Raw genomic sequence first — 23,012 nt, 5'->3', positions numbered from 1 at the left:
TAAACATTAAATCCATTTTATACCACAACCCTATACTATAGCAATTGTATCCATACAAATTATATTTTGTTCTTATTTTCTCAAACTTGTCTTATACCTATTATTCAAATATATTTTTGTATTTTTCTAAAGTTCTTATATCGTTAAGTTCTTCATCTTCCTTCATATAATCTTCAAAAAAATCATTTAATTCAATAGCCTTAAGAACATCTTCTAATGCTAAATCTAATTTATTTACTCCTACATAAAAACAAGCTCTATTATAATATAAAAATCCTTCATCTTCATTTTCTACTATTCCTTCATTAATTATTTCAATAGCTCTTTTAAAATCTTCCTTTTCTCTATACATTACAGCATAATTTAAATAACTATACGGATAATATGGATTTTGTTCTATTGATTTTTTATAATATTCTTCTGCTAATTCAAGATTCCCTAGATTTTTATTAAACACACCCATATTAAATAATATTCTAAAATGATTTTTATCTATATCATTAGCTTTTTTCATATATTCTAAAGCTAATTTAGTATCTCCTAATTCATCATAAATACATCCCAAATTAGCATTGGCCCATAAATCTCTTGGATTTAAGCTTAATACCTTTTCATAATTTTTTATTGCTTTTTCTTTATTGCCTAGCTCATCATAAGCATTAGCTAAAAAGAAATATGCTTTTTCATATTTATTATCATTTTCTATTGCCTTTTTATAATATTCAATTGCTTCTTCATATAAACCATCATCATCAAGAATTATACCTACCCCATAATAAGCAATTGCATTGCTATCATCTATTTCTAATACTCTTTTATACATCTTTTCTGCTAAATCAAAATGTGAAATTTTATCATATAAAAATGCTAAATCTAAAATTAAATCTATATCTTCTTTTCCCTCTGGGCAATTATATGCTTTTTTAAAAAACTTTAAAGCTTTTAAATAGTTTTTTTCAATCATAAAATTACGACCTATTGATATATAATTATCAAACATGTATGACTTATCCAAAGTTCTCCTCCAAATCAAATGGGGCTATCGCACTAAAATTTTTATACATAATATATTGTTTTGAAAAATAAAAATCAACACAATATATTGTAGTATTTATTCTTAATGCGACATCCCCATTTTTATATTTATTTCATTATAATCTAATTTATATTATATTAAATTAAAGCATAACCATCAACTTAAACAATTTCCTTATTTAAAAAATTGGCTCTTGGTTATTCATTGAATATCCATCAGTTCTAACATCCTTCATATCAAAACTAATGTCCTTAACTTCAACTTTGCTAAGCTTTTTAACTGCACCATAAGGCTCATTTAATGAAAGTTTATCTCCCCTTCCAGAGATAACCCATAAAACTTTATATCCCTTAGGTTTAACTTGTAATTTATCTTCACCTTTGCCATCAGTAAAATAAACTAACAAATTAATATTTTTACTATTAGCATATTGAAAAACAGGAGTAAATCTAGTTCCTCCTCCTGAAAAACATCTATCTTTTATATCATTTATAGTTTTTACTTTATATGTACACTTAACTTCTTTATCACATTCTATTATAGTTATTTCATGATTATAATTTTTTACTATATCTAGAACTTCCTTAATAGCTTGCTTAAACTCTTCATCACTAATACTTCCACTTATATCAATAGCAACTGCTATTTCTGCCTTATGGTTTCTAAGCTCCCCTCGTAACTCTAATCTATTAGGTTGTCTTCTATTTCTTCTTGTTATAGTTTTTTTCTTGTTACTTTCTACAGTCCCCATTAATCTCTTAAGGTATAAATTCCAAGGAAGCTCGCTCTTACTTTTTCTTAAGGAAGATATCATTCCTTCTACATGAAGTGGAATTATACCTTTTTCAGCATTACTTATGAACTTTTCAGTAAAATCCTTAAGCATTTTTTCATCTATATGTTCATATTCATTCCATAAATCATGAGTTTTTTCTGGATCAAATCCACTATCAGTATCTTCTCCCCAACTATCATCCTCTTCACCTTCATCATTTTCTTCAAGTACATTTAATACATTTTGAATATTTTCTGCATAATACTCAAATGTATTATAAGGTTCAAGATTTAGCTCATACTTTAAATTTATTCCCTTTAAAGTAATTGCATATGGTGGTAAATTATTAAGATATTGATTTACTACTATATCCATAGCTAAGTTAATGGCAAGTGTACTAATCTTACCTTTTAATTCTTTAGCTCTTATTAAGTGCATAGATAATACATGATGAATTTCATGCTTAATACTACTTTCCATTTGTTTTATATTAAGCTGCAAGAATATTATTGGATTAAAATATATAACATATTTAGCCCCTTTAAAATTTATACCAGTAGGAGTACTTATATCAAAGCGTATTTCTTTTCCCATTTGAAATAAGAAATAACCATAGAAATTATCCTTTTCATCTATAAGACTTAAATTTACTTTATCTATAAATTTAAAAAATTCCTCTTCAAAATCTTTGGGAATATCTACATCAAACTTTTCGCCAGTACGTAATGCCTTAAACATAGCTGAACCATTTACTATTTTATCAGCCTTTATATAAAGTTCTTTTTTTAACTTTTCAAAATAACTTTCCATATGTTATCCCCTTATTGCACTATAAGCTTCAAAATAAGCATCTACAAATTCTTGATCTTCTAATGCTAATTTATAAATTACAGGATAATTATTTTTCATATCCTTCATTATTCCTACCATTAAATCAATTGGATATAATTTTAAAAATTTAACAAATCTATTAATATAAAAGCTTGATTCTTTTTCAAAGCTAAAAATATTACTTTCTAATATCTTTAAAATATTTATAGCAGTTAAATATAGTCTTGTATGAGTTTCTTTTTTAATAATTTCTATTACCTCTTCATCAATATAATTTCTACAAAATACTTTTTCAAAAGATATTAATGCTTCATGATTACTTTCAATGAAACTTATAAATTCTTCTGCAATAACCCTTCCAACATTTCCTTTAATAACATTTAAAAATACAGCTCTTGGTATAATTTCTTTCTTTTCTTTATATAACTTAAGTGTTTTTGAAATTCTTTCATAACTTCTTGGTGTTGCTCTTACATCTTCTTCATTTATTTTTTGAAGATACTCTGGAAATGTTGAAATAAATTCTATTACTTCTGTTTCAATTCCAAATTCGATTGCCCAGCTTATCCAATCAATATAATCATTTTCCATATTAAGCCAAACAAATCTATTTTCTTGTGCAGCATCCATATCCACAACTTGATAATCAAAGTCTTCTCCATACTTATTTGATGGATTCATTGCTGCTAATATTTTTACATCATTATGAAGCTTATATCCATTTATTTCTCTATTTAAAATTAAATTCATAAGTTCTTGTTGTACTGTATGTTCACATCTATTAATTTCATCAATAAACAATAATACTTTATTACCATTTAAAATTTCTTCATCTATTTCTTTAAGCTTTGTATGAACTGCATATATAGTTGCCTTTTTTTCTTGAAAATTCCCATTTGAATCAATAGATTTATACGATTCTATAGTTGGTAATCCGCCTATTTCTCCTTCTTTAAGAAGATTTCCATCAATAACAACTAATTTAAAATTATTTTTATTAGCTAATTTTTTTGCTAATGCTGTTTTTCCTATACCACTTTCTCCAATTATTAAAGGTACTTCCCCTGTTTCCAATACTAATTCAGCACTTATTAATGTATCTTTAAAATTCACTTTTCTTCCCCCTATATTATCTTTAGCTTTTCATCTACAGCAATTTTTTTTGCTAATTTACTTCCATATTGATAAATAAACATAATTTTATCCATATTAAAATATTCGGAATTTTTATCTATTAAAGTACAATTTATAAAATCTCTTATATATTTTTCTGATATCTCTTCTTTAGATATTACTTCCTTAAGTAAATTTTCTATTTCTTCTTGTGAAATTTGATTTAATAAATTTTTTGAAACATATTTAATTACTAATATATTTTCTTTCATTAAAATTAAAAGTTTTTCCTTATTTAAATTACTTATAAAATTTATAGCACTTTCATTATTCCTTATCGCTTGTACTTCTGCCTCAATACAAGGAAACTCAATATACCTTAAGGCATCATAACTTATTTTAACAGCTTCCTTTTGAGCCTCTTCACATGGTGATTTTATATACTTTATTGAATCATAATCTTTTTTAACTGCTAATACTTGTAATTCTTCATTTGGATTTTTTACATATCTTATTGCCCATCCTCTTTGTTTTATTGCTTTTTTAATAATACTTTCTGAAGGATTCTTTATTTGGTTTAAATTGCTCCATCCATTTTCTATTGCAGTTTCCATCATTTCTTCACTTGGATTTTCTATAAATTCAATAGCTCTTGGATTATTTTCTAATGCTAACTTTTCTACTTCTTCGGTAGGATTTTTAATATATCGTAATAACAATCCATTTGCCTTAACTGCTAACTTCTTCATTTCTTCAGTTTGATTATCTATATTTTTTATTATAATTGGATTTCTTTTAATCATTTCAATTGCTTTTGATTCTTCCATATTTTAATCCCTCTTATTAATTATAATTTTTAACTAATAATAATTATTATTTATTTTAATATTATTATAAATATTTTTATCTTAAATTTAAAGCTGATATATATAGTGTGATATACTGTATTTCTTAATTATCTCCCCTATTCTGTCTATTTTATTACTTTACTATATAAATTATTTACAATTCTAATTATTATGTGCACTAAATTATGTACTTTTGAATATATTATAGTATAAAACAAAAGATAAAACTCATTATAAAAACATTTGTTACCATATTATAGGGGGAATAAATATGAGAAATAATTGTAATAGGGGTCATAATTTTAATAGAAGTTGTCGTAATTTTAATAACAATAATAGATGCAATAATAACTTTAATAACTTTGGATTTGGCGGTTATGGATTTAACAACTGCTCTTGGGGTAATAATTGGTTAATTTGGCCTTTACTATTCCTTTTCTTTTAATCACACTTAGTTATAATTGTAATGCCTCTTCTATCAATAAATGGATACTTTAAATTTAAAAATATACTATTATCATAAAATTTAAACCTATAAAATAAGCCTACTTTTATAAATGCCTATCTTATAGGTTTCATTTTATTTTTAATATTTATAACATAATTTCAACTTATGCTATAAATATTAAACTTTAATAGAGATTTTTTTATTTTATTAATTTATTTTAATAAAAAAGGCAGTATCAAATACTTATGATACACGCCCATTATAATCTTATCCTAAAATTTCTTTTACCATTGGATTAATTTTTGATCTATCAAATTTACCATTAACCTTTGGCATAATTTCTTTCATAATATTCCCCATATCTTTTGAAGTATAATTTCCATTTGTTATTATTTCTCTTAACATTGCATTAACTTCTTCTTCTGTTAATTGTTTTGGTAAATATGGAGTTAATACTTCTATCGCAAATTTTCCTTCTGCTATTTTATCTTCATCATTAGCCTTTATTGCATATTCTAATGCTTCTTTATTTTGCTTTATGCTTTTTTCAACTATTTTAATAACATTTTCATCTGAAATATCTTCCCTATTATTAACTTCAAATGATTTAATTTCAGAATTAACTAATCTTAAAACACTTACTCTAGCCTTATCTCTTGCTTTCATTGCTGCTATTTCGTCTTTTTTTAATGTTTCTTTTAACATAATTTATTATAGTTAGTTATTATAACTAACCTACCCTCACTTTCATCAATTTTATTTCTAAAATAAATTATATCAGTTTTATGCTCAAAATCAAATTTATCCAAATCTTTAATTTTCTTCTTAATCATTTATTGAACATATTACTTATTATTTAAATTATTTTTTCTTATTTTTAACTTTTCTTAACCATTTATATGTCTTATATAAAATAGGATTTTTTCTTTCTTCCTCTTCCTTGCTTATATATTCAAACAATTCTTTTATAGGTTCAAGCTTATTAATTGTATCATTATATCCTTCTATTATTCTTATCCTTTTTGCATCCGTGTTTAAATTTAAAGTTCCTGTTATTGTATTTTCATCAAGATTTTCAGGACTTATTACTATTAGTTTTGAATTTGGATAAAGAGTTCTATCAACTTGTACTTCCTTAGATAATAAAACTACAATTATAATATTGCAATTTTCTCCATAAACAGGTTGTATAGGTATATTATCAGCTATTCCTCCATCAATATATTTTTCCCCTAGTACTTCAGTACAATCATAAATTAAAGGTAATGATGCAGAAGCTAAAACTATTTTTTTACCTGTTTCCTCATCAAAATCATTAATTTTAAAATACTTTGCACTAAAATCTGATAATTTTGTACATGCTGCATAACAAATTTTATTATTTTCCTTTATCTTATTAAAATCTAAATACTTTTCTACCACTTCAATAGCACCATCATTTGCTATTGCTCCATGCTCTAATTTATAATTTAAAAACTTTTTTGCTAATTGAAGGTTTTTTCCTCCAATATATAATCCAATACCCCTTTTAATTAATTCACTCTTACTTATAGGAACTAGCTTATCCATAGTTACTTCTTCCCAAAGTTCATCTGCCTTTTTCATATCATTCATAGCAAATAATACCGAATTAAATGCTCCAATTGATGTTCCTGAAAAAACTGTTATATATTTTGTTAATTTTAATTCATCTAACGCTTTCCATACTCCAAGCTCATAGGCTCCCTTACCGCCGCCCCCAGCTAATACTAATCCTATCTTCATAATTTCCCTTTCTAATATCACTATTTATATAAAATTTATAATAAAATACTTTTTATACCCCTTAATTATATTTATATATTTTACCATTTTTTTAAATATAAATACATTAAAATATCAATTTAATTTTATACTCTTATATCCACTAAACATATGGTATACTGCTTATAAGATTTCATTTAGGAGGGGTTAGCTTGAACACTAAAAAATTTAATATAATTATTTCACCGGCAAAAAAAATGAATATAAATAATGATGATATTATAAGCGAATCTATGCCATGTTTTATGGAAAAAACAGAGGATTTGTGTAACACTTTAAAAAAATATAGCTATAATGACTTTAAAAAACTTTTAGCTTGTAATGATGAAATTGCAAAACTTAACTATTCTAGATATAAAGATATGAATTTATATAAAAACTTATCACCTGCAATTCTTTCTTATGAAGGGATTCAATATAAATACATGTCACCAAATTCATTTAGTAATTCAGAATTTGACTATATATCTAATCATTTAAAAATTTTATCTGGTTTTTACGGCATTTTAAAGCCATTTGATGGTATTGTTCCTTATAGATTAGAAATGCAAACTAAATTAGCAATAGCAGATAAGAAAAATTTATACTCATTTTGGGAAAATTCTTTATATAAAGAGCTTACTAAAGATACTAATACCATATTGAATCTTGCTTCAAAAGAATATAGTAAAACTATAGAAAAGTATTTAACTAAAGACGATATTTTTATAACATGTGTTTTTGGAACTCTTATTGATTCTAAAATTAAAGTAAAAGCAACAGAAGCTAAAATGGCACGTGGCCTTATGGTACGTTACCTAGCTGAAAATAATATTACAGATATAGAAAAAGTGAAAAACTTTAATGAACTTGGTTTTTCTTACTCAAAGGAACATTCAAAACCTAATGAATTTGTTTTCTTAAAATAACCATAAAAGCGCTTGCGTTCCCACAAGCGCTTTCTCACCAATTTATTTTAAAATACATTTTTTATTAAAGTTTATTTTTTAAACTTCCACCATTAGTTTCTATAACTTCTTTATACCAGTCAAAGCTTTTCTTCTTATATCTTTCTAAAGTTCCAGTTCCATCATCATTTCTATCAACATATATGAAACCATATATTTTCTTAAGTTCAGCTGTTGAAATTAATATTTCTGCTCCATTATCTGCAGTTAATCCTATAGCATGCTTTGTCTCAAATAATGCTGAAACTATTCCATTAACTGGTGAAACAGCTCTACCTACTGTTGGTATTATAGCTACACCTTTTCCCATTATTTCTTCTGAAAAAGTAATATCATTAACTTGCTTTAAAGAAACAGCTTTACCTTCAATTGGAGATAATACAACTGAACTTGATGTAACTTCTTCTTTTTCAACTGCTACTTCTTCAGTTGTTTCTTCATCATCTTCTTTATTAGCTGGATCTTCAAATCCAAATATCCATGTTAATGTAAATGAAACAGATACAGTAATAGCTACAACTATTAATGCATTAATAAAGTTAGATCCTCCATTTGGATCAATAAATTGTACTAAAGATATAAGTGCTGGTGTTGCAAAAACATAACATTTTAATGTGAATCTAAGTGTTGTCATACAATGCTGTACACTATTAACATTAGATTCTTCACCTATTTTCTCTAATATTTTTTTGCAACATTTGCATAATCCATTTTATTATTCATCCATTTAAAATATATTAATTTTAATGAAGTAAAGCCCATAACACAGAAATATCTGCTTACAGTAACTACCTTTCATAACTAAGCTTTTATTTATAAAAAAACCTAAGAATTATAGATGAGCGCTCAAATCTATAATTCTTAGGTATAGCCTACATTACTAGTAACAATCCTAAGTAATATTTTAACTCTTTATATTTATTAAACTATAAAAACTGAGTTTTAATCCTTTTTTACTATTCTTTTTATATGTACTGTTAAATACATCATTTCTTCATCTGATATTTCATGATTAAACTCTTTTAATATATACTTTTTAACCTTTTCTGCACATAAATATGCATCTTTATATTGTTCTTTTATCATTTCACAGAAATTAGCATCATCACTTTTTACAACTTTTCCACTAAGAATTCTTTGTGCAAAAAACTTTAAATGTGTAATAAATCTTTCATAATGTAGTGAATATTCATCTAACTCTATATTAAAATGAAATTTAACTATATTTAAAATATTTTGAATCATTTTAGTTATATCTAAAGTATCATTCATATCTCTAGAATTTAGTTGTGCATTAACTATATGTAATGCTATTGATGCTGCTTCATCTTCTGATAGCATAATATCTAAACGTTTTTTTATAATAGTCAATGCTTCCTTACCAATTAAAAATTCATGATTATAAAATCTTTTTATTTCCCATAACAATGCATTTTTAAAGTTTAATCCTTGTTTATACCTTTCAATTGCAAAACTAATATAGTCTGTTAAAGAAATATAAATATTATCATTTAACCTTTTACCTAATTAATACTTTGCATAGGAGATAATTTCATTGGAAACTTGTATATATTCTAAAGGGATTTCTGATAGTAAATTCATTAATTTATTAGAATCATTTTTATTTTCAATAGCATATATTTTTTCTATTTTGCTTCGGTCTATTGTATCTCCAATTTTCTTTTGAAAACCCAATCCACATCCCATAAGGAGTATTTCTTTACCATTATTATCAAATGTTCTAATTAAATTATTATTTATAATTTTATCTATCTTCAACTATTACTCCCCCCCTTTTTTTGCATTTTAAAGTATAAAAAAAGACCATACTCAAATAAAATAATATTTATTATAAAATATTATAAATAATTTGGTAAAGCCTGCATAACCAGTAATAACCCCTGTCTTTTATTAAGGGGCTGTCGCACTAAAATTTTTATACACAATATATTGTTTTGAAAAATGAAAATCAACACAATATATTGTAGTATTTATTCTTAATGCGACATCCCCAAATTCTAGTATCAACAATTAGAATTATACTTCAAACATCAAAATTCTACTAAATTATTTTAAATACAAAAGAGCTGTAATTAATATAATTAAATAATACAGCTACTTTTGTTAATTTACTTTTGTAAAAATATATCTTCTATAAAATTGCTAAAATTAATTTCTTGATTGTATTTATTTCCTTTGAATATTTCTCTTGAATACAACAAATGATTATACATTACTGAAGTTAATGAATTATCATAAATATATTCATTCCTATTATATAACACACTTAACCTTTTACCTATTTCTAGTAAATCATTATAGTGAGTACCATATGAAAATCCTCTTTGTTGATACTCTTGATTTACTTTATTTGAAAAAAATACTGATTTAGCTAACCATCCTACCATAATATTATTACTTCTTGTACTTATTTCCATTATTTTATTAACCATATTTGAAAATTCAGTAAATTGTCCCATATTAACTTTAATTCCAACTAGAGGATACCACAATCCCCTTATTTTCCCTCCATTTGTTCCAGATGACCTATAAAATGCTAATCTTACTCTTTCAATTCCATAGTTATATTGAATATCAGCATCTATTAATCCAATTGCTCTAAACGGCTTGACAGTATACACATTGACTCTAAAAGTGTTTTTATATATCTTTAATATTTTTATGGATTTTTCCATAATTCATCCCTCTTATAATTATCTATACCGTTCATTGATACATAGTAATTCTTGAATTTAACCTTATAATTTTATATAACTGGTTTCTTATTTCACTTATACTTCTATATCTTCTATCCAAACCCATTAATCTTCTTAAAAAAATCCTTTCTTGAATAGTTAAATCTAATTCTTCAAACCAAGGTCTTTCAAATTTATTTATTATATTATTATAAGTTGAATAATATAATTGAAGTAAAAAATCACCAATATACCAATAATCAGTCTTTACAGAATATCCTGATTTTATAAACCTTGCTAAGCCAAAATCAATTAATGCTAATTGGTTATTTTTCATAAGAATAACATTAGGAGTTCTAATATCTCTATGAACTATTCCTTGACTATGAAGTATCTCAGCCAATTCTAATAACTGAAGTGCAGCTTCATATATTTCTTCTCTTGTAAATTCATGACCTTCCTTATTAATTAAATCATGAAAAACTATTCCATCTATATACTCTAATAAATATCCTTGTCTAAATTCATCCCTAAATTCAGATATAAACTTAGGAAATCTTGAACTATTAAGTGTTTTTAATATTCTCTCCTCATATATTACTGAATCTCTTGTTATTTTAAGCATTTCATTTCTCAACTGCTTAACTACACATTTTTGTCCAAATTTATTTATAGCTAAATATGCTATTCCATATCTTCCTTGACCTATCATAGTGACAATTTTATATCCATTAACAATATCATTTCTATTAAAATACTTGTCCATATTTCTCTTTTGTAAACCTCTACTTTAAATATTATTTTTCTGTAGTAAAATAATATAAGTTAATAAATTAACTGTGCTTACTATATATTATGTTTTTATTCTTATAGTGTTACATAGATTATTATTATGTGTAATAAAAAATGCCTACATAAAATAAAAAATAAAGCTAAAAATTTTAAAACTCTTTATGTTCTAAAATCTTTAGCTTTATTAATATATTCAATTACAATTAGTTCTTATAATAATTTTATTATTTACAATTATTATATATAATTTTTATTTTTCTTATTATTTCTTATACTTTTACGTTATAAAACGTTTACTATTGTAATATATTGTTTCATAAATATCCACTAAACCTAATTTACTTTATTTTACATATATGGTATTATATATAATTATAAGTTGATTAATTTTTATTTTATGGGAGGGATTTTTACGTGAAATATTATATCTTAAGAACTAATTCAGTAGAAGAAAATTTAAAAAATACAAATGGATACAATTTTAAAATTAATAATTTAAATGCCGAAAGATTAATTAGTGATGCAAAAGATGGAGATATATTTTATTTATTATATAACATATCTGAAAAAAGATTTATTGAAAAAGGTGTAATTTCTTCAGTTAAATCTAATTTACCATCTAATAAATTTAAAGCATTATTTTCAAATAGAGAAAGCTTAGATATCTCTTATTTACCTTTTTCATCTCCAAATTGTGGAATAATACCATCTTCAAAAAAGAGAATAAACGAGCTTTTAAGTACTAATATTTAAATTACTTTTAAGCCTTTTATTAACAAAGCAGAGAGCAATACCTTTTTATAGTTTCCCTGCTTTGCTAATTTATTATTTTCTTATTTTAATTTCCAAATATCATCATTGTATTGTTCAATTGTTCTATCTGAAGAGAAGAAACCAGCTTTACTAATATTAATTAATACCTTTTTATTCCAACCTTCTCTATCTTCATAATACTTAATCATTTTATTTCTAGTTTTAATGTAATCTTCAATATCTAGTAATGTCATAAACCAATCTTTATTAATTAATTCATTATATAGTCTATTTAAATTAACTTCATCTCCAACCTTTAACATTTCATCACTAACAATAAAGTCAACTAATTTTTTAATATCTTCTTTTTCATAATATTTCTTTGAAACATAATCTGCTTTCTTATAGTGATTTATTACTTCTTCACTTGATTCACCAAAAATATAAATATTGTCATCTCCAACTAATTGATGAATTTCAACATTAGCACCATCTTCTGTTCCTAATGTTAATGCACCATTTAACATAAATTTCATATTACCTGTTCCTGAAGCCTCCTTAGATGCTAATGAAATTTGTTCTGAAATATCACAAGCTGGTATAAGCTTAGAAGCAATTGTAACATTATAGTTTTCAACCATAACAACTTTTAAATATTTATTTACTTCTGGATCATTATCAATGATTTCTTGTAAACAAAGAATTGCATGAATTATATCTTGAGCAATTACATATGCAGGTGCTGCCTTAGCTCCAAATATTACTGTTATTGGAGTTGTTGGAATATTTCCTGCCTTTATATCTAAATACTTATGAATAATGTATAATACATTCATTTGTTGTCTCTTATATTCATGAAGTCTCTTTACTTGAATATCAAATATAGAATTTTCATCTATATCAATGTTTTGATGTTCTTTTAAATATTTCTTTAATGCTATTTTATTATGTTTTTTAATTTCTCCAAGTCTAGCTAATACATCTTTATCATCAACGAATTTCCCTAATTCTTCCAACTTAGTTGCATCAGTTTTAAAATCTTCTCCAATAAGGCTTGTAATATAATTTGTTAACTCATTATTACAGTGAATTAACCATCTCCTAAATGTTATACCATTAGTCTTATTATTGAATTTTTCTGGATATATATCATAAAATGGCTTTAACTCTTCTTCTTCTAATATTTTTGTATGAAGAGCTGCAACACCATTTACACTAAATCCATAATGTATATCCATATGAGCCATGTGTACTCTGTCATCTTTATCTATTATATAAACTCTTTCATCATCATATTTTTCTTTAACTAAGTTATCTAATTCTCTAATTATTGGAATTAATTGTGGTACTACTTTTTCTAAGTATGCAATTGGCCACTTTTCTAATGCTTCTGCTAATATTGTATGATTTGTATAAGCACACATTTTGGTAACGATACCAATAGCTTCTTGCATTTCTATACCCTTTTCCCCTAATAATCTTATTAATTCTGGTATTACCATTGAAGGGTGTGTGTCATTAATTTGTACTACTACATGTTCATCTAGCTTGTGTAAGTCATATCCATTTTCTTCTGCCTCTAAAATAATTAATTGAGCAGCATTACTTACCATAAAGTATTGTTGATAAATTCTTAATAAATGACCTGCTTCATCACTATCATCTGGATATAAAAATAAAGTTAAATTTTCCTTAATATCCTCTTTATCAAAGTTAATTCCATCTTTAACTATTGTTTCATTAACTGTGTCTACATCAAATAATCTTAACTTATTTGAAGCTTGATTATATCCTGTTACATCTATATCATATAAAGTTGAAGTTACTTTAAATCCACCAAATAATACATCAAATTTAATATTTGATTTGTTTAACCAGCTTTCCGGTGTTATCCAAGGATTTTTTTCAGTTGTTTGCTTATTATTTTTAAATACTTGCTTAAATAATCCATAGTGATAATTTAATCCAACACCATCACCATTTAAACCTAAAGTAGCTATTGAATCTAAGAAACAAGCAGCTAGTCTTCCAAGTCCACCATTTCCTAATGAAGGTTCTAATTCAATTTCTTCAATTTCAATTAATTCTTTACCATTAGCAGCTAAAACTTCCTTAACTTCATCATATAATCCTAAGTTAATTAAATTATTTGAAAGTAACTTACCAATTAAAAATTCTGCTGAAATATAATATAATTTCTTTTCTCCTTTATTAGTTCCCTTATTCTTAATACAATTCTTTGTCATTTCTAACAATGCTACATATACTTGTTCATTTGTAGCTTCCTTAATTGTTGTATCAAATCTTAAACTTAATATTTCTTCCAAATTCCTTTTTACCATAATAAATTATCCCACCTTAAATTCATTATTTTTATTTATTATATAATTTAAAATTTGTTTTTATGATTAATCATTTTATACTTATATAATAACAATTTTTTTATTTTCTCCTTGTATATTTTTATTAAAATTTGTATATTTTTATGCCATTTTAAAAAAAACTAATTTTTTTAACTTTTTATCATTTTCTAAAGTAAACAATTTTACCATTGATATAATTGACTTTTATAAAAAATAGAGATATAAGCCCAATTTTATCTATTCCATTAGTAAATTTTTAAATAAATAAATTTAGCTTTTATCTCTACTTCTTAATTTTTTATATTGAATCAAAATAATTTAATACAACTTCCTTATCACTAAAATGATGTTTTACTGTTCCTATTATTTGATAATCTTCATGGCCTTTTCCTGCAATTACAACTATATCATTTTCGCCAGCAATTCTACATGCATACTCTATTGCATCTTTTCTGTCTTCAATTACTGTATGACTATCCTTAATTCCTGCTAATATATCTTCTATTATACTATGTGGATCTTCTGTTCTTGGATTATCTGAAGTTACTATTGTAACATCACTATACCTTTCAGCAATTGATCCCATTTGTGGTCTCTTTGTTTTATCTCTATCTCCGCCACATCCAAATACAGTTATTAATTTTCCTTTAACAACTTCCTTCATAGTTTCTAATATATTTTCAAGCCCATCAGGAGTGTGTGCATAATCAACAACTACTGTACAATTCATTTTATCATGATAAACTCTCTCACATCTTCCTGCTACTGCTTTCATTGTATCAAAACCTTCTATAACATCTTCTACAATAACATAACCTCCAACTACAAGCACTCCAATTACACCTAATGCATTATAAATATTATAAAGTCCTGGAATATGAAGCTTAACTTTTCCCTTAAAGTCTTCTCCAATATATAAATCAAAAGAAGAGCCATTAGCTTGTAAATCTAAATTTTTAGCTCTAACATATCCATCCTCAACACCATATGAAGTAACTATCTTGTTATCATTAGTTGTTTCATGTAATGTATTTAACATTTTCTTTCCATATTTATCATCACAGTTTATAACAGTACTTTTAGAACCTTTAATAAATTTAAATTTTGCATTATAATAATTTTCAAATGTTTTATGATAATCCATATGGTCTTGAGTTAAATTTGTAAACATTCCTCTACTAAAGTTTAATCCCTCAACTCTTCCCATTGCTGATGCATGAGATGATACTTCCATTAAACAATACTTACATCCACCTTCTCTCATATCTTTAATAAGTCTAAATAATTCTATTGCTTCAGGCGTTGTCATGTTTGTTGGAATCATTTTATCTCCAATATAATTTGCAATTGTACCTATAAGACCAACCTTATTTCCTGCATGCTCTAATATGTGTTTCATCATATATGTTGATGTAGTTTTTCCATTAGTTCCTGTTACACCTAAAAATGTTAAGTCATTATCTTGTATATTAAAAAATGTCTTTGCAATAATAGCCATACATTCTCTTGTATCTTTTACTTTTATATAGGCAACATTATCTTTAATATCCTTTATATCCTTACTATGAATAATTACACTAGCACCTTTTTCTATTGCTTCATTTATTAAATCATGTCCATCAACCTTAACTCCTATAACAGCAATAAAAAGACTTCCCTTTTTAACTTGTCTTGTATCTCTTGTAATATCTATAACGTCTATATTTTGATAATTTATTTCATTTGTAGAACTATACTCCAAATTTGATTTTTTTAATATTTCACTTAATAACATTTAAAATCTCCCTATCTTAAATTTATTTTTAAACTCTTATCTCAATGAACTCTATATCTTATAACTATTTTACATCATTTATTATTCTTTATCTATAAAAGAATAGCAATTAGATAAATAGTATTAGTTTTAGTATTATTATATTTTTATTGCATTTTCATTTGAAATATAGTATAATTTAACAAATAGTTTTTGAAATATCATCAAAGGCGATGATAAATAAAAATATACTTTATTTTTATCGTGGCCTTTGTCTAAATAAGAATTATTCATAAGGCTCGCTTAAAGCGAGCCTTTATTATTTTATAAAAGGTGGAAAAAAAGATGTGTAGCTTTGTTGTATTTTCTTCTGATAATTTAAGTTTATCTGACCTTTCAAAAGCCTTAAAAAAGGTTTATCATAGGGGTCCAGATAATAATTACCTTGCCATTGAAAATGGTTTATTATGGGGCTTTAACCGCTTATCAATAATGGATTTATCATCTAATGGAAATCAACCATTTAAATATGATTCTTGTGAACTTGTATGTAATGGTGAAATTTATAATTATAATTCTTTTAAAAAATTATTATCTCAAGAATATATTTTTCACTCCAATAGTGATTGTGAAGTTTTAATTCCATTATACCTTAAGTATGGAATTGAAATAATGTGTAAAATGCTTGATGCTGAATTTGCATTAGTTTTATATGATTCTAAGGATAATTCTATAATGGCTGCAAGAGATCCTATGGGAATAAGACCAATGTTTTATGGATATACAAAAAAAGATCATAAAATTTCTTTTGCAAGTGAAGCAAAAGCATTAATAGATTATTGTGATGATATTATGCCATTTCCTCCTGGCCATTATTATAAGGATGGAAAATTTACTTGTTATAATGATTTATCTAATACAAAATTTATAAATAACGATAATTTAAATACTATTTTTACAAATATAAGGACTAAATTAATTTCTGCTGTTGAAAAAAGACTTCATGCAGATGCTCCAATTGGATATTTATTAAGTGGAGGCTTAGATTCTTCATTAGTTTGCTCTATTGCTCAACGAATGATTAAAGACCCTATTAAAACTTTTGCTATTGGAATGGATACTGATCCAATAGATTTAAAATATGCAAAACAAGCCGCTGATTATTTAGGAACTGATCATACTGAAGTCATAATAAATAAAAATGATGTTCTTAAAACATTAGATGAAGTAATTTATCATTTAGAAACCTTTGATATAACAACAATTAGAGCAAGTATTGGAATGTATTTATTATGTAAATATATTCATGAAAATACTACCTTAAAAGTTATATTAACTGGTGAAGTTAGCGATGAGTTATTTGGATATAAATATACTGACTTTGCTCCATCTGCAAGCGAATTTCAAAAAGAATCTCAAAAGAGAATTAAAGAATTATACATGTATGATGTATTGAGAGCTGATCGTTGTATATCAGCTCACGCCTTAGAAGGTCGTGTTCCATTTGCTGATATAGATTTTGTAAATTATGTAATGAGTATTAATCCTTCAAAAAAAATGAACACTTATAATAAAGGAAAATATTTATTAAGAAAAGCCTTTGATGGACAACAATATTTACCAACTTCATTATTATATCGTGAAAAAGCTGCTTTTAGTGATGCTGTAGGACATTCCCTTGTTGATTATTTAAAGGAATATGCAGAATCAAAATATACTGATTCTGAACTTTCCTTAGCAAAAAAACGCTATAAACATTGTACCCCTTTTACTAAGGAAGCACTTCTTTATAGAGATATTTTTGAAAAATACTACGCTGGAAATGAAAAATGGATTAAGGGGTTTTGGATGCCAAATAGAGAATGGCCTGGATGTAACGTTAATGACCCAAGTGCTAGAGTACTTTCTAACTATGGTGATAGTGGTAAATAAGATTTTAAGGAGCCTAAAATATATTTAGAACTCCTTTTATATTTTCTCATACTTTAAATTAATTATAACTTTACCTGCCAATTTTTTATAACTTTTTTTATAATAATTTATAAAAACTATTATTTTAACCATACTAAATATTATAATAAATAATTTATAAGGAGTGAAACAAATGAAAAAACATTTAAGTTTACTTTTATCTATTTTAATATTAACAATAATTTTATTTAACAACTTATCAGTATATGCATTTTCATCTTATACCACTGACCCTATAGATACATCTACTTTAAATGATTTAACACAAATAACTGAAGTATCAGAAGACCCTTATTCATCATTTATAGATGATTCTTATTATAATATTACTAATGATTATTTAACTACCATAATTAATAAGCTATCATCTCTTCCACCTTCAGGTAATCCTTGTATTGATTATCTTGGTGAAGAAATATTGCTACATAGAGCAATTTTATTTACATCTCATATTATTCAAGGATATACTTCTAATCCAGAATTAATTGATATTACAGATGATATTATTGAAAATTATACTGGTGAATTAAAAGAAATGAGAATTGAACTTGCTAAATTAATTGATAATTCTAAAAAAAATAATTCATCTAAATTTGATGATTCATATTATAAGGAATTTAATCCTATAGCTAATAAATTATCTACTGATTTTTCTAAAATTTCATCTAAAGATAGTAATGATTTAACATATATTAAAGAAGTACTTATTCTTTTACAAGCATCTCATGATATAGCTGATATAGATAGCATATGTACTAATAATGACTTAGTTAGTAAAATTTCTAAAAACAGTTTAACTAATACTTCTGGATACATATCTAGATTAACAACATTAAAAAATTCAATTAAATAAAAATAAGGGTGGAAAATTCACCCTTATTTTAAATTTTAAGCTTTTTAAATATCATTGGATAAATCCCAATTCCAAAAATACTTATTATTGAATATCTAATAAATGAAAATATAGCTTCACTTGGTAGTACTATTTTTAATCCTTTTTGTAAACATAATAATATTAATACTCCAATTACTACTCTAATTACTTTATTTATTCCTTTTCCTTCGACAGAAAAATTAACATATCTTTTTTCAATAAACATACCAATTAAAAAACCAAAATAAGCACCTAATCCTTTAATAAAATCTTCAGAATGTGCAAAAGTTAATGCAGGTAAAAATATTATAAATGTAATTGTATATACCATGATTTTATTTTCATATTTATTATATATGTTATAACAAATATATGATATTAATACTCCTAAAATCCCACCTACTATAACATCTTTCGGATAATGAACTCCTAAGTATAATCTTGAAAACCCTATTAATATTATCATTATTATAGCTATAATATACATAACTTTCTTTTTAATATAAATTGCCATTGCCCCATAAAATGAACCTGCTCCTTGAGTATGACCACTTGGGAATGAATATCCTGTTGCAGTTTTTTCTCTTAAGGTTCTAATTCCCTCTTCACCTATTGGTCTTTTAAATTTAAAAATATCTTTAACTACACAGTTAACTAATACACTTGTTAATACTGCATATGCAATATATTCTCCAAACTTCTTATCTTTTACCCAATAAATTATCGATATTATTAAAACTAATACCATTTGCTCTCCACATATAGTTATTAGTTGAAATAAAATATCTAAAAATGGATTGGCAATACTTTGTATGTTTCTTAGAATCTCTAACTCCATTTTTCCTCCTTAATTTTACTTATCAAAATATGTTTCTTATTTTCCTTCTTTAATGCTTCTAATGCAAAAGCAACATATAATTGAGTACTTATTAATATTGCCTTTTCATCTATATTAAATTTATCATTATGATTTGGATAATCCCTTCCTATTTCTTCATTTCCAGCACCTACAAATGCAAATACCCCTGGAATTCTTTTTTGATATATAGAAAAATCTTCTCCTAACATCATTCTGGGAACACTAATCAAATCATTAGGATTAAATATTTTTTTAGCTGCATCTAATGCTATTTTAGTTACTTCTGGATCATTAATTACAGCTGGATGATGAGAAATGTCATATTCTACAGTTGCAGTTGCTCCATATGCTACAGCAGTGCCATATGCAATTCTTTTTATTGAATTTTGTATATGCTTTGTTGTAGTTGCATTAAAACTTCTAATAGTTCCTTGAATCATTGCTTCCCCTGAAATTATATTATGTGTTTCCCCTGATTTAATATGTCCAATTGTAACTACTGCTGAATTTAAGGGATCAATTTCTCTACTCACAATAGATTGTAAATTCATTACAATTGCAGCACAAGCAACTGTTGCATCTATACATTGATGTGGCTTTCCAGCATGACCTGATTTTCCTATAATTTTAATTGTAAATTTATTTGATGCTGCCATTCTTGGCCCTTCTTCAATTGATATCTTACCACATTCAATATCACCAAATACATGTAATCCAAATATTTCATCAACATCATCTATATATCCATGCTCTGATATTAATTTTGCCCCACTTGAACATTCTTCTGCTGGTTGAAATATTAAAACTACCTTTCCTTGAAGGTTTTCTTCATATTTTTTTAAAATCATTGCTGAACCAAGTAATGCTGCCATATGTGCATCATGTCCACAAGCATGCATTAATCCCTTATTTTGTGATTCATATCTTACCCCTGTATTTTCTTGAATCCTTAATGCATCCATATCTGCACGTAATGCAATTACTTTTTCCTCACCACTTCCTATAGTTGCAACTACTTCTGTTTTTATTCCATCTTCATACTTTACACCAATTTTATCTAATTCTTCCTTAATTCTTTTTGAAGTTCTATACTCTTCCATTCCTAGCTCAGGATGTTTGTGAAAATCCTTTCTTAGTGAAATTAAATAATTACCTATAAGTTTAGTTTCTTTTATAATATCCATTTTACGCCTCCATGATATAAATTATATATTTTTATGAAAAATTTGTATATTATTTAATAAAATTTATTTAAATATTTTACAATATATGGTAATATCTATTTAGAATTAATTTTTTTAGAGGTGAAATTATGAAAAGAAACTTATTAATTTTATGTTGTACTACTATATTATGCTTATCACTTTCATCATGTAGTTTAAAAAATGCTATTACAGGAAATACTACTGATGATTCTTTGACAGCATCAGAAAATACTAATAATGCTGATAATGTTAATAATACTGAAGGTAACATAACAAATGATACGACTACTGATGAAGGTTCAGATTCTAAAGATGCTTCATCTACTGTTGCTAATAACAATTTTATAGAAAGCAATGATTCATCATCTTCTGCTAATACTTCTTCCTCTTCTACTTCACCAAAGCTTACTACAACTTCTGATAATTCAACAGTAAGTAGAAGTTGTAGAATTTTCTACTATAATAAAGTTGATTCAAAAACTTACTGTGTAGATACTAGTTCTACAGTTACTGATAATGCATTTGTTACTGCATTAACAGAAAAATTATATACAACACCAAATAATAACAACAACTTTTTAACCCTTTCTAAAGATTATGGTGTTAAATCTGCTACTTTAGATTATGATACAAATGTTTTAAAAGTTGTATTTAATAATAATTTCTTAGATGAAATGAAACTTGATGATACTACTTCTCAAGGATTTATGGCATCCATAATAGATACTTATGCTTATAATTATAATGTAAATAAAGTTGCAGTTTACTTTGGAAATGACTTATATACTGGAATAGACGGTACATCTACAGCAGGTTATACAACTGTCGATTATACAAAAGTATTAAAACTTGACTAATTTAATATTTTGAAGGGAAAGTAATTTAAGTTCTATAAAGCAACACTTCTTACTTTCCCTTATTTTACATAATATATATTGTTAGTTTTAATTATTATATTTATTTTTAAAGAAACTTCTCTTTATAAGCAAAAATTCCTCCATATCATTTAAGAATTGTAATAATTGTGCCCTACTTTCAAATTCTTCCCTAGACTTAGGTAATTCCATTTTTTTAAATTCATTTCTCAAAATTTCTAAGTCATTTAATAACTCTTTACAATCATTTATTTCTCTTATATTTTCTGAAACACATAATGTAAAATCAGACATAAGCTTCATTTGTTCAACAGGTATGTTAAACCTTTCAAAATGAACTCTCATTCTTTTTATTATATGAAATTGATTAATTCTCATATTTATATAATCTGTATAATATGAAGAACTCTTAAAAAAATTATTATTTACAATTTTATATGCTGTTTCTTTGCTTTCATATAACCTTTTTTCAATTTCATCCATTAATTTTTGTTCATCAATATCTACTGAATAAGTTATCAATGATTTTGCTATTTTATGAATTATAATTCTATAATGCTCTTCAATCCATTCTTTATCATCCTTAAACTTATCCTCTAATGAAGGCATAAATGTATTTGCTATACCTGCAACACCTATTCCAATTATCATAAGCAATAATTCATTTATTATTAAAGTAGCTGTAATATTACTTGCTGTTAAAAAATGTGTTGATAATACTACAGCTGGAACCATTCCTTCTTGAACATTTATTCTTGATGTTATTGGTATTAAAATTAATAAAAATATACCAAAGCTTATTGCACTATTGCCTAAAATACTATATAAAATTACTGATAATAAAATTCCTATACTACATGCAGTAATTCTTTTATAACCTATTATCAATGCCTTTTTTCTAGTATCTTGTATACTTAAAATTGCAATTACAGCTCCTACTGTAGCATATTGTAATCCTAAAATCTTTCCTATTATTAATGCTATAGTAGCTGATATAGCCATTTTAAATGCTAAATTATATATATACTTTAAATAGTTAATCTTTTTCATTTTTGCCCTTCCTCTAACTG

21 protein-coding genes and 1 pseudogene are annotated in these 23,012 nt (G+C 25.2%); 5 read left to right on the top strand and 17 right to left on the bottom strand.

Features of this window, described 5'->3' with window-relative positions; genetic code table 11:
* Positions 1-100: 100 nt before the first annotated feature.
* The 7 genes from ACUN06_RS03670 to ACUN06_RS03640 form a co-directional block, all read right to left on the bottom strand.
* A complete protein-coding gene (locus ACUN06_RS03670; protein WP_449390251.1) occupies positions 101-1,000 on the bottom strand; it encodes a tetratricopeptide repeat protein in 900 nt (299 codons plus the stop codon).
* A gap of 214 nt (positions 1,001-1,214) precedes the next feature.
* The gene (locus tag ACUN06_RS03665; protein ID WP_412192799.1) at positions 1,215-2,621 is read right to left on the bottom strand and encodes a vWA domain-containing protein; all 1,407 of its coding nucleotides are present in this window, start codon (positions 2,619-2,621) and stop codon (positions 1,215-1,217) included.
* A gap of 3 nt (positions 2,622-2,624) precedes the next feature.
* The gene (locus ACUN06_RS03660) at positions 2,625-3,755 is read right to left on the bottom strand and encodes an ATP-binding protein (protein ID WP_294126732.1); all 1,131 of its coding nucleotides are present in this window, start codon (positions 3,753-3,755) and stop codon (positions 2,625-2,627) included.
* Between the two features lie 11 nt (positions 3,756-3,766).
* Positions 3,767-4,582 carry a hypothetical protein gene (locus ACUN06_RS03655; protein WP_291734544.1) on the bottom strand — a complete coding sequence of 272 codons (816 nt, stop codon included), beginning with the start codon at positions 4,580-4,582 and terminating at the stop codon, positions 3,767-3,769.
* Positions 4,583-5,318: 736 nt separating this feature from the next.
* Positions 5,319-5,756, bottom strand: coding sequence for a GatB/YqeY domain-containing protein (locus ACUN06_RS03650; RefSeq protein ID WP_291734540.1), 438 nt, complete (start codon positions 5,754-5,756; stop codon positions 5,319-5,321).
* Positions 5,750-5,884, bottom strand: a complete 135-nt coding sequence (locus ACUN06_RS03645) for a hypothetical protein (RefSeq protein ID WP_412218414.1) — start codon at positions 5,882-5,884, stop codon at positions 5,750-5,752. Before ACUN06_RS03645 ends, ACUN06_RS03650 begins: the two co-directional genes overlap by 7 nt.
* A gap of 28 nt (positions 5,885-5,912) precedes the next feature.
* Positions 5,913-6,815 (bottom strand): patatin-like phospholipase family protein, encoded by a 903-nt coding sequence (locus ACUN06_RS03640; RefSeq protein WP_291734539.1) that lies wholly within the window; start codon positions 6,813-6,815, stop codon positions 5,913-5,915.
* Between the two features lie 191 nt (positions 6,816-7,006).
* Here ACUN06_RS03640 and yaaA point away from each other — a divergent pair, with 191 nt between their 5' ends.
* A complete protein-coding gene (gene yaaA / locus ACUN06_RS03635; protein ID WP_291734537.1) occupies positions 7,007-7,762 on the top strand; it encodes a peroxide stress protein YaaA in 756 nt (251 codons plus the stop codon).
* A gap of 64 nt (positions 7,763-7,826) precedes the next feature.
* Here the strand turns inward: yaaA and ACUN06_RS03630 are convergent, their stop codons facing one another.
* From ACUN06_RS03630 to ACUN06_RS03610, 5 genes and pseudogenes are all read right to left on the bottom strand, one after another.
* Complete coding sequence (locus ACUN06_RS03630; protein WP_294161242.1) at positions 7,827-8,486, bottom strand: family 1 glycosylhydrolase; 660 nt, start codon at positions 8,484-8,486, stop codon at positions 7,827-7,829.
* Positions 8,487-8,743: 257 nt separating this feature from the next.
* A pseudogene (locus ACUN06_RS03625) lies at positions 8,744-9,313 on the bottom strand (PRD domain-containing protein); the annotation flags it as partial.
* A gap of 15 nt (positions 9,314-9,328) precedes the next feature.
* On the bottom strand, positions 9,329-9,580 hold the full coding sequence (locus ACUN06_RS03620; protein ID WP_294161235.1) for a CAT RNA binding domain-containing protein: 252 nt from the start codon (positions 9,578-9,580) through the stop codon (positions 9,329-9,331).
* Between the two features lie 350 nt (positions 9,581-9,930).
* Positions 9,931-10,497, bottom strand: a complete 567-nt coding sequence (locus tag ACUN06_RS03615; protein ID WP_294162800.1) for a hypothetical protein — start codon at positions 10,495-10,497, stop codon at positions 9,931-9,933.
* Positions 10,498-10,528: 31 nt separating this feature from the next.
* The gene (locus ACUN06_RS03610; protein ID WP_412345760.1) at positions 10,529-11,263 is read right to left on the bottom strand and encodes a serine/threonine protein kinase; all 735 of its coding nucleotides are present in this window, start codon (positions 11,261-11,263) and stop codon (positions 10,529-10,531) included.
* Positions 11,264-11,703: 440 nt separating this feature from the next.
* On the opposite strand from ACUN06_RS03610, the gene ACUN06_RS03605 reads away from it, so the two are divergent.
* Positions 11,704-12,042: a hypothetical protein gene (locus tag ACUN06_RS03605; RefSeq protein ID WP_291735268.1), complete on the top strand. Its 339-nt coding sequence runs from the start codon at positions 11,704-11,706 to the stop codon at positions 12,040-12,042.
* Between the two features lie 80 nt (positions 12,043-12,122).
* Here the strand turns inward: ACUN06_RS03605 and ACUN06_RS03600 are convergent, their stop codons facing one another.
* Together ACUN06_RS03600 and ACUN06_RS03595 are read right to left on the bottom strand one after the other, a co-directional pair.
* Positions 12,123-14,384, bottom strand: a complete 2,262-nt coding sequence (locus tag ACUN06_RS03600; RefSeq protein WP_302542756.1) for a glycogen/starch/alpha-glucan phosphorylase — start codon at positions 14,382-14,384, stop codon at positions 12,123-12,125.
* A 319-nt stretch (positions 14,385-14,703) separates the two neighbouring features.
* A complete protein-coding gene (locus tag ACUN06_RS03595) occupies positions 14,704-16,179 on the bottom strand; it encodes a UDP-N-acetylmuramoyl-L-alanyl-D-glutamate--2,6-diaminopimelate ligase (protein WP_412345237.1) in 1,476 nt (491 codons plus the stop codon).
* A 324-nt stretch (positions 16,180-16,503) separates the two neighbouring features.
* Between ACUN06_RS03595 and asnB the strand changes: the two genes are divergently transcribed.
* Positions 16,504-18,090 carry an asparagine synthase B gene (asnB, locus tag ACUN06_RS03590; protein ID WP_294398621.1) on the top strand — a complete coding sequence of 529 codons (1,587 nt, stop codon included), beginning with the start codon at positions 16,504-16,506 and terminating at the stop codon, positions 18,088-18,090.
* Between the two features lie 172 nt (positions 18,091-18,262).
* Complete coding sequence (locus ACUN06_RS03585) at positions 18,263-18,982, top strand: hypothetical protein (RefSeq protein ID WP_412345234.1); 720 nt, start codon at positions 18,263-18,265, stop codon at positions 18,980-18,982.
* 28 nt (positions 18,983-19,010) lie between these two features.
* Here the strand turns inward: ACUN06_RS03585 and ACUN06_RS03580 are convergent, their stop codons facing one another.
* Together ACUN06_RS03580 and ACUN06_RS03575 are read right to left on the bottom strand one after the other, a co-directional pair.
* Entirely contained in the window at positions 19,011-19,841 is an 831-nt protein-coding gene (locus ACUN06_RS03580; protein WP_291734560.1) for a phosphatase PAP2 family protein, read from the bottom strand.
* The gene (locus ACUN06_RS03575) at positions 19,832-21,046 is read right to left on the bottom strand and encodes a M20 metallopeptidase family protein (protein WP_412345231.1); all 1,215 of its coding nucleotides are present in this window, start codon (positions 21,044-21,046) and stop codon (positions 19,832-19,834) included. Before ACUN06_RS03575 ends, ACUN06_RS03580 begins: the two co-directional genes overlap by 10 nt.
* Before the next feature lie 128 nt (positions 21,047-21,174).
* On the opposite strand from ACUN06_RS03575, the gene ACUN06_RS03570 reads away from it, so the two are divergent.
* A complete protein-coding gene (locus ACUN06_RS03570) occupies positions 21,175-21,924 on the top strand; it encodes a hypothetical protein (RefSeq protein WP_449390106.1) in 750 nt (249 codons plus the stop codon).
* Positions 21,925-22,011: 87 nt separating this feature from the next.
* Here ACUN06_RS03570 and ACUN06_RS03565 read toward each other — a convergent pair whose 3' ends face one another.
* Positions 22,012-22,992, bottom strand: a complete 981-nt coding sequence (locus ACUN06_RS03565) for an aromatic acid exporter family protein (protein ID WP_294162590.1) — start codon at positions 22,990-22,992, stop codon at positions 22,012-22,014.
* Positions 22,993-23,012 lie beyond the last annotated feature (20 nt).

The sequence above is a fragment of the Clostridium sp. ETTB3 genome, from assembly GCF_053571985.1.
This window is presented reverse-complemented; position numbering and strand designations above follow the sequence as displayed.